This is a genomic window from Mitsuokella sp. AF21-1AC (genome assembly GCF_003458855.1).
GTDB lineage: Bacteria > Bacillota > Negativicutes > Selenomonadales > Selenomonadaceae > Mitsuokella.
This window is the reverse complement of record NZ_QRVW01000013.1, coordinates 15,429-28,322: the sequence shown is the minus strand read 5'-3', so window position 1 is coordinate 28,322 and position 12,894 is coordinate 15,429. Positions and strand designations below refer to the sequence as shown.

The following is a 12,894-nucleotide window of genomic DNA, read 5'->3' as shown; positions in this document are numbered from 1 at the left end:
GAAGGCTTGGCGTCCCCTCTGGGGAAGCTGGCGCGCAAGCGACTGAAGGGGCGGCTGCTCGCAGGAACATGCTGGCTCGCTGAAAACCAGTCCTTAGCATGCGAATTTCAACGGGAATGGATGCCAGTGACGGTTGCTTCCCCTTTCGGCCCTGCGGGCCACTTTCCCCGAAGGGGACAGCTTACAAGTTCTTCAACAGATAGAGTAAACTCGGTACGAGAGTGACGACGAAGATGGCGGGGAAGATGAAGAGGACGAGCGGGAAGACAATTTTGACCGGGGCTTTCATGGCCTGGGCTTTGACGTATTGGCGGCGGCGTTCGCGGATGTTGTCGGCCTGGTTCTTGAGGGTCTTGCCCATGCTCGTGCCGAGGCGTTCGGCCTGGATAATGGAAGTCATGAAGAGCGAGACGTCCTCGAGGCCGCAGCGATCCGCGAGGGCGCGCATGGCGGTGCGGCGCACGACGCCCATGCGGATATCTTCCTGCAGGCGGCGGCATTCGTCGATGAAGGGGCCTTTCATGCGGGCTGTGATCTTGGCGAGGGCGGCGTCGAAAGAAAGGCCGGCCTGCACACTGACGCAGAGCAAATCGAGTACCTGGGGCAGCTGGCGTTCGATTTGTTTCTGCCGCCGGTCGATGGTGGTATTGAGGAAAACAACGGGCATCAGGCCGCCGAGAAGGCCCAGCAGGAAGACCATCATGGTTTTCTGGACGGGCGCAAAGGAGCCGCCGCGCACGAGTACGGTGGCAAAGAGCCACATGACGACGGCACCGAGCAGGCAGCTGCCAAAGAATTCGGCGACGCCCCATTCGCGGGATTTGCCGGCCAGTACGAGGCGTTTCTGGATGATGGGGCGCAGGCCCTTGGGCATCAGGTGCTCAGCCAGTTCTTCCATGGTCTGTTTGAAGCCGCCCGTTTGAGGCGCGGATTGGACGGTGGAGACGGCTTCATAGGCCGGTACGGCAAAGGGGTCGTTCGCTTCGTCCATCGTTTCCAGGCTGGCCATGCGCTTGCGGATGGTGGTTTTGGGCTGTACGATGCTCCGGATGATGCCGAAGAGTACGAGGAAGATGATGGCGGTCAGCGATATGGCAAATAGTACTTTCAGCATCGTTGCGCTCCTTTCATTCCCAACATATTTCTACAAAAGTCCAAGGACCTCTTCCACCGCTTACGCGGTCCCCCTTCCCCGTGCGCGGGGAAGGCGACCTCATCCGTCAGCTGCGCAGACACCTTCTCCATAGGGGAAGGCTTGGCGTCCCCTCTGGGGAAGCTGTCGTGCAAGCGACTGAAGGGGCGACTGCTCGCATGAACATTCTGGCTCGCTGAAAACAAATCCTTAGCGTGCGAATTTCAGCGGGGATAGATGCCTGGGACGGGTGTTTCCCCTTTCGGCCCTACGGGCCACTTTCCCCAAAGGGGACAGCGTATCTCGCTCTACCGCCCAAAAATCTCTTCCTCCGCTTAGAAGCGGCCGCCGGTGAAGGCGATGTCGTTGTTGCCGCCAGGGGTGAAGAAGCCTTCAGGGAGTTTGATACCGCTGATCTCGAACTTCTCGAGGAACTCGGGCTGCATGCCGGTGGGCATGAAGTGGCCGATGACTTTGCCGTTGTTGTCGAAGCCGGTCTGTTCGAAGCGGAAGAGGTCCTGCGTGGTGATGGTACTGCCTTCCATGTGCTGGACTTCGGTGATGTAGGTGATCTTGCGGCTGCCGTCGCGCATGCGGGACTGGTGCAGGATGAGGTCGATGGCCGAGGAAATCTGCTCGCGGATGGCGCGCTCCGGCAGGTCGAGGCCGGACATCATGACCATCGTCTCAAGGCGCGACAGGGCGTCACGCGGGCTGTTGGCGTGGGCCGTGGTCAGGGAGCCGTCGTGGCCGGTGTTCATAGCCTGCAGCATGTCAAGGGCCTCGCCCGTGCGGACCTCGCCGACGATGATGCGGTCGGGGCGCATGCGCAGGGCATTGCGCACGAGGTCGCGAATGGTAATGGCCCCCCGCCCTTCGAGGTTGGCCGGACGCGCCTCGAGCGTGACGACGTGCTGCTGCTGCAGGCGCAGCTCGGCGGCATCCTCGATGGTGACGATGCGTTCGCCCTCGGGGATGAACGACGAGATGACGTTGAGCGTCGTCGTTTTACCGGAGCCCGTGCCGCCCGAGACGAGGATATTGACGCGCGCCTTGATGCACGCGCGCAAAAAGGTCGCCATCTTCTCATCCATCGTGCCGAAGGAGATCAGATTGTCGACGGTAAGCGGAGTCTTGGAGAATTTGCGGATGGTCAGGCACGGGCCGATGAGCGATAGCGGCGGGATGATGATGTTAACACGCGAGCCATCTTCGAGGCGGGCATCGACGAGCGGCGAGGATTCATCGACGCGGCGTCCGAGCGGCGTCAGGATACGCTCGATGATGTTCATGAGGTGCGCCGTATCGTGGAATTTCACGTCGGTCAGTTCGAGCTTGCCCATGCGCTCGACGAAGACCTGATGCGGCCCGTTGACCATGATTTCGGTGATGGAATCGTCCTTGCGCAGGGCTTCAATCGGACCGAGGCCCAGGACTTCGTCGCGGATATCGGCAATGAGCCGCGGCTTCTCGCCCTGCGGAATGGCGAACGGGTCCTCATCGAGCACGCGCTGGCAGTAATCGCCGATCAGCGTCTCGACTTGATGCGGGTCCTGATGCACCGAGGAGAGCATGGCCTGCTCGGCCGGCGTCATCTCGTCAACGATGCGCTGGTGGATACGCTGCTTGACCTGCTGATAGGAGCGTTCCGCCGCCGTGTCCTGCCCTTCACTGCGGGAGCCAAAAATATTGACCTGACGGTTCTCCCCAGCCGCCCGTCCCAGGCGCGTCAATAAAGACATCGTATCTCACCTCTTACTATTTCTGCATCTTCCAATTATCTTCACTGTACATCGTACAAGTTATATTCAAATTCAATTTATTGGTATTTTTATTATCGGTCAAACCATCGAGGATCCCCGATAACCAAGAACCATCATCATTAAGTTTAGCCTTGACAGTAACCCTTACATTGCCATGTTCATTTGTATTTTGTGATGGCACGTACTCTATAACAAAATCAGATGAAGTAGGGTCCCAATCATAAATATCGACAGGTAATTTCTGATTTTTATAATGCTCTCGGATGGTCGGATAACCATTTGCCGATTCTGTTTCACTTGTTACCACAGCTGCTTCACGAGCACTATTACGGGCCACGGTACTCAAAGTCATATAATCCAAAAATATCATTGAGAAATATACAATAGCGAATAAAAATAAAAGAAAAAGGGGTAGGATTAATGTAAATTCCACAATGGATTGTCCCTTTTGGAATCTCATAATTCTACCTCTTTCAACCTATCATACTAAAACAAAAACATTCGTCTGACTAGACAAAAAATCATTTACCGCCACTGGACGAAGACGCAGCTTCACCATTCTGAAGCAAAGAACTAATATTTTCAAAAATCTTGACAATATGATCCTTAATTCCATTGTTAGTAAACAATGCCGCTGCGATAACGGCTACAAATGCCAGAATTAGAGCATATTCTACAATGCCCTGTGCCTTTTCGCTCACATAACGAGCTTTCAAATACTTCATAATTTCGAGAACCCGAGAACCATGGTAAACTCCTCCCTAAAACATAATGTTGCAATAAACTCTACTTTATGTGAATCCTTTCGGATTACATACTACATTGATACGTGTTTCAATAAATTTGAAATACGATAAATTGCATCTTTAATAGACAATACAAATGAGTGTAATTCTTCTCTTCCATTTTCATCAATCGTGATATTGTAATAGAAGCACAGTGCAATAATCGAAACAAACGCTAGAATCAAAGTATATTCTACCAATGCCTGTGCACTCTGACAAACCAGTAAGGATTTTATACAAGAGTAGAATCGTTTTATCATATACGCCCTCTTACTAGAGATTAAATTCTGATATCTACAATACGATGGATGATAATAAAACCTATCAATTGTAATATAACAGCGCCGACAATAAACATCCTGCCGATTTCTGTCTCAAGCAAAGGTTTTAAATAGTTTGGATTCAATACAGAAAGAGCCGCTGCCACTCCAATCGGTATACATGAAACAACCAATGCAGATGCTCGTCCTTGTGCCGTCAAAGTCATGACTTCTCGCCGCATTCGGATTCTCTCTTGAATCGTCTCGCTGATCGTATCAAGAATCTGAGCGAGGTCGCCGCCGACCTGCCTTTGGATCAGGACGGCGGTGACCACGAGTTCGAAGTCGGGACTGGCGACGCGTTTCTGCATGTTGTCGAGAGCCGTCTCCAAGGTGTTGCCGAGGTTGACTTCGTTGACGACGAGCCTGACTTCCTTGCCCATCGGAGCGTCCATCTCGCGGGAGATGAGCTCGAAGGCCTGCATGAAGCTGAAGCCGGCACGCAGGGCGTTCGCGACCATGGTCAGCATGTCGCCGAGCTGGTTCGTGAATTTCTTGCGCCGCCTGCGGATGCGCAGGGCCAGCAGCAGGAAGCCGAGCAGGATGGCCACGATGGCACCGATGAAGAACATCGATCCCTTGAGCGTCACGAGAAACGTGATGAAGCCCACGAGCAGGCCCCAGAGCAGCAGGATGGCTTCAAACTCCGTGCCGTGCAGCGGCCAGTCGGCCTGCTGCATGAGGAGCTCAAGCTTCTGTCCTTTCTGGATGCGCCCAAGGCCGGAGGAGATGCTCTCGACGAGGTGAACGAGCATTTCCCTTGGACTCGCGCCCTTTGCCTGCTGTGGCTGCTCAGGACCAACGCCAGCAAAGTAGTTCATGCGCTCCGTCAGCGTGTGATCCTCACGCGAGCGCGAGCGGATGGAGAGCAACATCAGCAGGAGGCCGAAGCACAGGATGGCGATGAAGATGGCCAGGAGTGCCTTCATGTGGACCACCTCTCTGGCACGCGGTGGCCGGCAATCTGCTCGGCCAGGCGGTCGACGCTTTTGGCAAGCGGGTTATCCGGCTGGATTTCCGTTGCCATCTGGCCATTATCCGCCGCGTGGGAAACCACGAGGTATTCGTTCGGGATAATGGCCGTGACGGGGTAGCCAAGCTGCGTCTCAAGCTTGCCGCGCATTTCCTCCGTGCAGGGAGAGACGCGCGTGAAAATGACTTTCGCGCGTTCCTCGACGTCGGGCCAGTCCTTGAAGATTTCCAGCGCCTTGCGCATGTGGTCGATTTCGTATGCCCCGTTAATCATAGCACAAAGATACGTTGTCGTCGAGGCTTCTGCGGCTGAAATCGATGTTGGATTGAAGCCGGGCGGCACATCAATGAGCAGGTAGCGGAACAGGCTTTTACTCATGCGGATGAGGTTCTCGAGCGCCGGTATCGATACCTTGTCGATGTAATTGGGGCGCGTCGTGCCGCAGAGGACGTGGACGCGTTCCGAGACGGGCACGAAGTAGCGCTTGAGCGTGACCGGCGAGAGAAAGCGGATGTCGCGTGCTGCTTCGACGATGGTCGACTGCGGCGTGATGTTGAAGAAAACGGCCATATCACCGAACTGGAGATCGGCGTCGATGATGCCGACCTGTTCATGCGTGCGGCGGGCCAGAGCTACAGCGAGGTTCGCAATGAGCGTGGTCTTGCCGCTCTTGCCCTTAGGGCTGAAGAAGACGAGCGTTTCGCATTCTTTTTCGAGGCCGGCCTGAGCAAATTCCTTGACGGCGTCCTGGAGTTCGACGCCGTTGAAGGGCTTGATGAGGCAGCCGCGGGCGCCGGCCGCGACGAGATGGCTGGCGCTTTCGGGCTGCCATTCTTCGGCCATGCAGAGGATGTCGGCGTGCGGGTAGGATTCGTGGAAGGATTCGATGAGCGGGATGGTGTTTTCATGGTCGATGTCAAGCAGGATGAGGTTTGGGTTGAACATCTTGCCTTGTCCGAGGGCGTCGCTGGCGTTCTGGTAGCGTACGGCCATAGTGAAGCCGGGGGTGCGTTCGATGACGCCTGAGAGTTTTTGCAGCATGAGGCGGTCTTTTTCGACCATCATGACGCGGTAATCCATGAAAACACCTCCTTTCAAGTCAAGTTTGAGCAAACAGGTCCAAGGACCTCTTCCGGCCCTTCGGGCCACCTTCTCCGGGGATGCCACCGGCATCCCGCGCTTCGCGCCCGTGCGCGGGGCTGCGCCGCTTGCAAAGACTTGCAGGCGAGCATGGTCCTTCCCCGCCAGTTCAAAGACCTCTTCCGGCCCTTCGGGCCACCTTCCCCGTGCGCGGGGAAGGCTTGGCGTCCCCTTTGGGGAAGCTGGCGGCGCAGCCGTCTGAAGGGGTACCTGCTCGCATAAGCAAATGACGTCGATGCAATACGTTCGATTTTCATCGAGCAGCCATATCGATGCCGTTTGTTTCCCCTATCGGCCCTGCGGGCCACTTCCCCCGAAGGGGGAAGCTGTTCTCGCCCGTGCGCGGGGAAGGCTTGGCGTCCCCTTTGGGGAAGCTGGCGGCGCAGCCGTCTGAAGGGGTCCCTGCTCGCATAAGCAAATGACGTCGATGCAATACGTTCGTTTTTCATCGAGCAGCCATATCGATGCCGTTTGTTCCCCCTATCGGCCCTGCGGGCCACTTCCCCCGAAGGGGGAAGCTGTTCTCGCCCGTGCGCGGGGAAGGCAACCTCATCCGTCAGCTGCGCTGACACCTTCCCCAGAGGGGAAGGCTTGGCGTCCCCTTTTGGGAAGCTGGCGGCGCATCCGTCTGAAGGGGTACCTGCTCGCAGCAGCAAATAGCGTCGATGTAATGAGTTCGATTTTCATCGAGCAGCCATATCGATGCCGTTTGTTTCCCCTATCGGCCCTTTGGGCCACTTCCCCCGAAGGGGGAAGCTGTTCTCGCCCGTGCGCGGGGAAGGCAACCTCATCCGTCAGCTGCGCTGACACCTTCCCCAGAGGGGAAGGCTTGGCGTCCCCTTTTGGGAAGCTGGCGGCGCATCCGTCTGAAGGGGTACCTGCTCGCAGCAGCAAATAGCGTCGATGTAATGAGTTCGATTTTCATCGAGCAGCCATATCGATGCCGTTTGTTTCCCCTATCGGCCCTTTGGGCCACTTCCCCCGAAGGGGGAAGCTGTTCTCGCCCGTGCGCGGGGAAGGCAACCTCATCCGTCAGCTGCGCTGACACCTTCCCCAGAGGGGAAGGCTGGGCGTCCCATTGGGGGAAGCTCCGCGTACAAGCCCGAGTCCTCTGCGGGGATCAGCTGAAGATGCGGCTGAGCCAGGATGATTCTTCGCGGGTTTTCTCGGTTTCGGCGGGGGCTGTGGTGTGATTGGTGTAGCGGGCTACGAGGGCCTTGAGGGCATCGCCGAGGTCGGTGTGCTCTTTGGCGAGCACGAGGGGGACGCCGTCGCGCAGGGATTGGCTGGCAGCGCGGAAGTCGTTGGGCAGGACGTGGTAGAAGGGCTCGTCGAGGAGCTTCTGCACGTCAGCCAGGCTGATGCGTGTCTTGGCATCGCTGCGGTTCAGCACCAGTCTTATTTTGTTCTTATCATAGCCCAGCATCTTCAATGTGTCCATACCAATTTTCATATTTTTTATGGTCGGGATAAAGTCGACGATGCCGAGGAATGTGACGATGGTGGAGAGGTCGAGCATGGCGAGGTTCAGGGTGCTGAACATCGAGGCCATATCGATGAGGATGTAGTCGTACTGGACCTGAAGTTTGCGTATGGCGCGCACGGCGTAGTCGTGATGGATGTTGTAGGCTTCTTCGAGGGCCTTGGGTGCCGCGAGTACCGAGAAGGAGACGTCGCCGTTCTGGTAGGGCGTCAGAAAGTCCTGGACGCGGCAGGAGTCGCCTTCGACCTGCATGGTGCGCTGTACGTCAGCCAGGGTCCGCAGTGGCTCGAGATGAAGGTAGTTGCAGACGTCTCCGAACTGCAGGTCGAAGTCGGCGAGGCAGACGCGATAGCCTTCATGGGCGAGTTCCGAGGCCATGTTGCAGGCGACGAGGGTTTTGCCGACGGCTGAGGCGGTGCTGAAAAAGGTGATGACGATGCCATTGACAGGCGTCGGCCGGTTTTCTGTTGACATAGGCATCTTCCTTTCGTTGATGATTGCTTCTTGGGTTGCAAGTCCATGGACCTCATCCGTCAGCCTGTGGCTGCCACCTTCTCCGGGGATGCCCCCGGCATCCCGCGCTTCGCGCCCGTGCGCGGGGCTGCGCCGCTTGCAAAAACTTGCAGGCGAACATGGTTCTTCCCCGATAGTTCAAGGACCTCTTCCGCCCCTGCGGGCCACCTTCCCCGTGCGCGGGGAAGGCTGGGGCGTCCCCCTATCGGCCCTACGGGCCACTTCCCCCGAAGGGGGAAGCTGTTCGCGCCCGTGCGCAGCGGGGAAGAAGTCCTCGGGCGCCAGAGCTTTATTTGTCCATGTGGCTGAGGATCTCGCGGGCGCTCGCTTTGATGCGGTCGCCGGGGGCTTCGCTGCTTTCTGTCTCGACCCTTGTGGTCAGGGCTGAGGACTTAGATGCGGCTTTGGCTTCTTTGGCCAGCTGCTCGTTGGATTTCTCGGGGATTTCGCCGTTGAGGTCGACCTGCTTCATGCTGCGGTCTTCACGGCGGCTGTCATTGTAGGCATCCTCCATATCAGCCGACATGCGGGCCGGTGTTTCTTCGCTGACGACGCGCGGCGTAATCAGGACAATGATTTCCGTGCGCGTATGCGAGTTGTTGTGGTATTTGAAGAGTTCGCCGATCAGCGGGATGTTGCCGAGCAGCGGCACTTTCTGAATGGTCTTGGCGTCGTCGGAATTCAGCAGGCCGCCGATAACCATGGTCATGCCCGAAGGGATGTTGACGGTCGTGTAGGCGGAGCGAGTCGCGATGCCCGGCATGCGGTAGCCGTCTTTCGTGACGGCGTTGTTCCAGTCGAGGCGGCTGACCTGCGTCTCGAGCTCCGTCGTGATGTTGCCGTCCTGGTCAACCGTCGGGGCCTTGAGGTCGAGGCCGATGCCGTATTCCTTGTATTCCGTCGTCGTCGAGCCAAAGCCGTTCGAGGATTCATACGGAATCTCGCCGCCGATGAGGATTTTGGCGTCCTTGCCGCTCATGGTCGTGACATTCGGACGCGAGACGACGCGGGCCTTGCCGTTCTCGATGAGCGCATGGATCTCGGCGTTGATCTTCGAGAAATGCGTGAAGAGCCAGTTGCGGTTGTACCAGTGGCTGCCGGCGCTGCGCTGGCTGCCGTACGATTCACCGGCATAGAACGTGCCGGCGTTGTTCATGGTGATGCCATTATTATCCGTATCGCTCATATCCTGCGAGGTGTAGTTGATGCCGAGGTTCTTGGCATCGGTCGAGCTCAGCTCGACGAACATCGCCTCGATGTTAATCTGGTCGGGATTCGTCATCTCGAGCATGTTGACGACGGAATCGTCGATGTCGCCGCGCGAGTCGTCCGAGGAGCCGAGGCTCGAACCCAGCGACTGCAGCGAGCCGCTGCCCGAGGACGAGGAGCTGCTCTGACTCTTGCCGGAGGAGGAGCCGCCCGTGCTGCTGCCCGTGCCCGCATAGAGCTTGGCGATCTTGTAGGCGAGGTCGCGCTCGTACTGGTTCTTGACGGCACCGCGCAGGAGAATCTTGCCGCCGATCATCTGGACGCGGACGCCCGGCAGGTCAATGGCTTCCTGGACGATCTTCGCGAGGCCCGAGTCCTGATTGGAGACGGTGACGCGATATTCGTAGCGGTAGCCGTTGCTGGCCCAGACGTTCAGAGTCGTCGTGCCCGGCGAGATGCCGATGATGTTGAGCGAGGAGCGGTCGACGAGGCTGACGTCGGCGATTTTCGGATTGGCAATGGCCACGCGCGTGATGCTGCGGCCCGTGTTGAGATAATACGACTGGTTGAGGTCGATGGAGACCGGCGTGTACTGCGCATAGGCGGGAGCCGGGGCCAGTACGGCCGTCACAGCCAGGGTGCCTGCGGCCAGGCCGAATAAGGCGTTTTTCATTTGACTCCCTCCCTCGTTGCGGTCACGCCGCGGATGACTTCGATGGTATGCCCGAGGACGGGGACGGGGCCGCCCGCGGAGCCCGCAGATGGGACAGAGGGGGGCGCCGACTGTGCCGCCGGTGCGCTGTAGCTGTAGGATGGGGCAGGAGCCGAGGAGGCCGGCGGTGCCGGCTGATTCTGGGAGCCGCCCGTGCCCTGCGGCACGCCCGTGTAGTCGGTATCAAAGGTGTACATGTCGCGCGGCTTGAAGGGGCGGAGGTCCAGGTAGAGCGTGCCTTCCTGGGAGGCCACGGCCAGCTTGAGGGCTTCGGCGGGCTTGAGCGCCACGGTAGCCGTCGCCATGCTGTCCGAGGCCGCCTTGGTGCTCGTGCTCGTGTTGCCGCTTGAATCGGTGCTGGCTGCCGGCAGATTGGCATTCTTGTTGATGCCGAGCAGGAGGACGTTCTGCAGGATGATGCGGCCGTTCATGCCGCTTTCCTTGGAGCCCGTGATGACCATGATGTCCACGTAGTCGCCGGGATGTGCAAAGCCGGAAACGCCCGTGACATCGGAGATGGGAATCGTGACGGCGCGGCAGTCCGGCGGGATGATGCCGGTGAAGCCGGCCATGCGGATGTCGCTGTAGACCTTGCGTGAGGTCACGATGTCGCCCTGCTGGATGGCCGTGCTGGCCGGATGGTCGATGGCGTCCGCCACGTCGTGAAAGGCGCCTTCGGGCACCATGTCACTCGGGACTTCGACGACCTTCAGCATGTCTTCCTTGACGACGGTGCGCTCGGGGATATCCTGCTTGGCCGCGACGACCTGCACGAGGTTCGACGGGGTCTTGGCTACGGGCTTTTCGTCCGAGCCGGACATCGCGAAGTAAACCATGAGGCCGAGCAGGCAGCTGACAACGGCAGCTGCGATGACCCATTGACGATATGTAATTTTGTCCAGGAATTCGCGGATGCGTTCCGCAAATTTCATACGATTTGCCATACTGTCATTCCTTCTGTAATCGTTTGGTCGAAGCGTTCGACGATGAATGCTGTATTCCTTGCTGCCGGGGATGATGCAACATTCCCCATTCTTTAATATCCAGTATACCATATCCGCTATAAGTTGGTTCAACTTTTTTGACGATTGTGCCGGTTTTTGCTAGGATAGGGGACAGATGATACCTAGCTTATATTCTTGGGGGTCTTATCATGTTCATCTTGATGAAATGCGTACTGGCCGGGCTGCTCGCCGCGGGAAGCGGCTTGCTCGGCTGCCGCTGGATTGATGCCCTGTACCAGAAGTCCACGGCCATCCTGAGCTTTCCGGACAAGGTGGCTTCTCAGCAGGCGCGCCGCCCGCGGGAGTTCATCCCGACGCTTTTCCTGCTCTTCGCGTTCACGCTCATCACGATGCATCATCTGCATCCGCTGCGCCTGGCATTTTTGCTCGTGTTCCAATATTTCATGCTGCTCTACACCTGGACCGATATGGAGCAGCATGTCATGTTTGACCGCATGATGATCCCGTTTGCCGTGCTCGGCGTGATCTCGCTGCCGGTGCTCGAGCGCGTTGTGACGGATCATATTGAGGCGGCAGCGGTCGGCGGCATCGTGTTCCTGCTGCTGGCCATCGTGACGCACGGAGGGATTGGCGGCGGCGATATCAAGCTCATTGCGGTGCTCGGGCTGTGGCTCGGCACGGATATGCTGCTGACGATCGTGATTTCGGGTGTGGTGCTTGCCGGCATTGCCGCAATCATCATGCTCGTGACGAAGAAGAAGGGGCGTCAGGATTATTTCGCGTACGGGCCGTATTTTACGCTGAGTGCGCTGGCGTTTACGCTGCTCTGAATGCACGCGCATGCAAAAAGCCTTGCCACTGGCAGTTGCCAGCAGCAAGGCTTTTCTCTTCCACCGCTGCGCGGTCCCCCTTCCCCGGGGATGCCACCGGCATCCCGCGCTTCGCGCCCTGCGGGAGACGGCTTGGGGAATCTTCCCCTGCGGCAGAACAATGCGTGCAGCGCGTGCAGCAAGCAGCGCAGCGCACGGGGAACGCTCAGCGGACGCGCATTTCGCGGGCTTGTTCGTGGAGGCGGGCGATGCGGTCGGCGGTGTCGGGGTGCGTGCTGAAGAGTTTGGTGATGGCTTTGCCGGTGCCCTCAAACGGGTTGACGATGTACATGTGTGCCGTGGCCGGCTGAGCTTCCGGCATCGGGGCAGCGTGCGTGGCGTAGTAGTCGATTTTCTCGAGAGCTGCGGCGAGGTAATTCGGGTTGCCGCAGATCTCGCCGCCATCCTTGTCGGCCTCGTATTCACGCGAACGCGAGATGGCCATCTGAATGAGCAGGGCGGCAAGCGGGGCCAGGATGATGACGGCCAGGCTCACGAGGATGTTGCCGCTGCTGCCCTCGTCGTCGCTGCTGCCACCGCCGAAGAACGCGAAGAACTGCGCCACGTAGCCGATGACCGTGGCCATCATGGCGACGACCGTCGAGGTCAGGATGTCGCGGTTCTTGACGTGGGAGAGCTCATGTGCGAGGACTCCTGAGAGCTCGTCGTAGTCGAGGACGCGCATGATGCCCGTCGTGACGGCCACGGCGGCATGCGAGGGATCACGGCCGGTCGCGAAGGCATTCGGCACGTCCGTATCGATGATGCAGACGCGCGGCATCGGCAGGCCAGCGCGCTCCGCGAGGCGCTCGACGAGCGCGTAGAGCTGCGGCGCTTCTTCGCGCGTGACTTCCTGCGCACCCGTGGAACGCAGCACGAGGGAATCACTGCACCAGTAGGTATAGGCATTCATGGCCAGCGAGATGATGAGCATGATCATCATGCCGCTGCGGCCGCCCACGAGCCCGCCGATGAAGATCATCAGAGCGGCCATGAGCACCATGAGGAACAAGGTCTTGAGGTTATTCAT

General features: G+C 58.4%; 11 protein-coding genes. 1 reads left to right on the top strand and 10 read right to left on the bottom strand.

Going from position 1 to position 12,894, the window contains the following annotated elements; translation table 11 throughout:
* Positions 1-181 precede the first annotated feature (181 nt).
* The 9 genes from DWX75_RS06290 to cpaB form a co-directional block, all read right to left on the bottom strand.
* On the bottom strand, positions 182-1,114 hold the full coding sequence (locus tag DWX75_RS06290; RefSeq protein WP_118015485.1) for a type II secretion system F family protein: 933 nt from the start codon (positions 1,112-1,114) through the stop codon (positions 182-184).
* A gap of 353 nt (positions 1,115-1,467) precedes the next feature.
* A complete protein-coding gene (locus DWX75_RS06285; RefSeq protein ID WP_118015484.1) occupies positions 1,468-2,874 on the bottom strand; it encodes a CpaF family protein in 1,407 nt (468 codons plus the stop codon).
* A 16-nt stretch (positions 2,875-2,890) separates the two neighbouring features.
* Complete coding sequence (locus DWX75_RS06280; RefSeq protein WP_118015483.1) at positions 2,891-3,355, bottom strand: TadE/TadG family type IV pilus assembly protein; 465 nt, start codon at positions 3,353-3,355, stop codon at positions 2,891-2,893.
* A gap of 61 nt (positions 3,356-3,416) precedes the next feature.
* Positions 3,417-3,620, bottom strand: a complete 204-nt coding sequence (locus tag DWX75_RS06275; protein WP_118015482.1) for a Flp family type IVb pilin — start codon at positions 3,618-3,620, stop codon at positions 3,417-3,419.
* Between the two features lie 340 nt (positions 3,621-3,960).
* Complete coding sequence (locus tag DWX75_RS06270) at positions 3,961-4,929, bottom strand: type II secretion system F family protein (protein WP_118015481.1); 969 nt, start codon at positions 4,927-4,929, stop codon at positions 3,961-3,963.
* Positions 4,926-6,053: a P-loop NTPase gene (locus tag DWX75_RS06265; RefSeq protein ID WP_118015480.1), complete on the bottom strand. Its 1,128-nt coding sequence runs from the start codon at positions 6,051-6,053 to the stop codon at positions 4,926-4,928. Before DWX75_RS06265 ends, DWX75_RS06270 begins: the two co-directional genes overlap by 4 nt.
* Positions 6,054-7,233: 1,180 nt before the next feature.
* Positions 7,234-8,070: an AAA family ATPase gene (locus tag DWX75_RS06260; protein ID WP_233519498.1), complete on the bottom strand. Its 837-nt coding sequence runs from the start codon at positions 8,068-8,070 to the stop codon at positions 7,234-7,236.
* A 328-nt stretch (positions 8,071-8,398) separates the two neighbouring features.
* Complete coding sequence (locus DWX75_RS06255; RefSeq protein WP_118015478.1) at positions 8,399-9,991, bottom strand: type II and III secretion system protein family protein; 1,593 nt, start codon at positions 9,989-9,991, stop codon at positions 8,399-8,401.
* Positions 9,988-10,974, bottom strand: a complete 987-nt coding sequence (gene cpaB / locus DWX75_RS06250; protein ID WP_158558769.1) for a Flp pilus assembly protein CpaB — start codon at positions 10,972-10,974, stop codon at positions 9,988-9,990. Before cpaB ends, DWX75_RS06255 begins: the two co-directional genes overlap by 4 nt.
* 209 nt (positions 10,975-11,183) lie before the next feature.
* Here cpaB and DWX75_RS06245 point away from each other — a divergent pair, with 209 nt between their 5' ends.
* Positions 11,184-11,825 carry an A24 family peptidase gene (locus tag DWX75_RS06245; RefSeq protein WP_233519497.1) on the top strand — a complete coding sequence of 214 codons (642 nt, stop codon included), beginning with the start codon at positions 11,184-11,186 and terminating at the stop codon, positions 11,823-11,825.
* 205 nt (positions 11,826-12,030) lie between these two features.
* On the opposite strand, the gene htpX is transcribed toward DWX75_RS06245, so the two are convergent.
* A complete protein-coding gene (gene htpX / locus DWX75_RS06240; protein ID WP_118015475.1) occupies positions 12,031-12,894 on the bottom strand; it encodes a zinc metalloprotease HtpX in 864 nt (287 codons plus the stop codon).

Coding starts and splice junctions, on each gene's coding strand:
- DWX75_RS06280 (WP_118015483.1), bottom strand. CDS start 3,355: ATGAGATTCCAAAAGGGACAATCCATTGTGGAATTTACATTAATCCTA.
- DWX75_RS06270 (WP_118015481.1), bottom strand. CDS start 4,929: ATGAAGGCACTCCTGGCCATCTTCATCGCCATCCTGTGCTTCGGCCTC.
- cpaB (WP_158558769.1), bottom strand. CDS start 10,974: ATGGCAAATCGTATGAAATTTGCGGAACGCATCCGCGAATTCCTGGAC.
- htpX (WP_118015475.1), bottom strand. CDS start 12,894: ATGAATAACCTCAAGACCTTGTTCCTCATGGTGCTCATGGCCGCTCTG.
- DWX75_RS06255 (WP_118015478.1), bottom strand. CDS start 9,991: ATGAAAAACGCCTTATTCGGCCTGGCCGCAGGCACCCTGGCTGTGACG.
- DWX75_RS06265 (WP_118015480.1), bottom strand. CDS start 6,053: ATGGATTACCGCGTCATGATGGTCGAAAAAGACCGCCTCATGCTGCAA.
- DWX75_RS06275 (WP_118015482.1), bottom strand. CDS start 3,620: ATGAAGTATTTGAAAGCTCGTTATGTGAGCGAAAAGGCACAGGGCATT.
- DWX75_RS06285 (WP_118015484.1), bottom strand. CDS start 2,874: ATGTCTTTATTGACGCGCCTGGGACGGGCGGCTGGGGAGAACCGTCAG.
- DWX75_RS06260 (WP_233519498.1), bottom strand. CDS start 8,070: ATGTCAACAGAAAACCGGCCGACGCCTGTCAATGGCATCGTCATCACC.
- DWX75_RS06290 (WP_118015485.1), bottom strand. CDS start 1,114: ATGCTGAAAGTACTATTTGCCATATCGCTGACCGCCATCATCTTCCTC.
- DWX75_RS06245 (WP_233519497.1), top strand. CDS start 11,184: ATGTTCATCTTGATGAAATGCGTACTGGCCGGGCTGCTCGCCGCGGGA.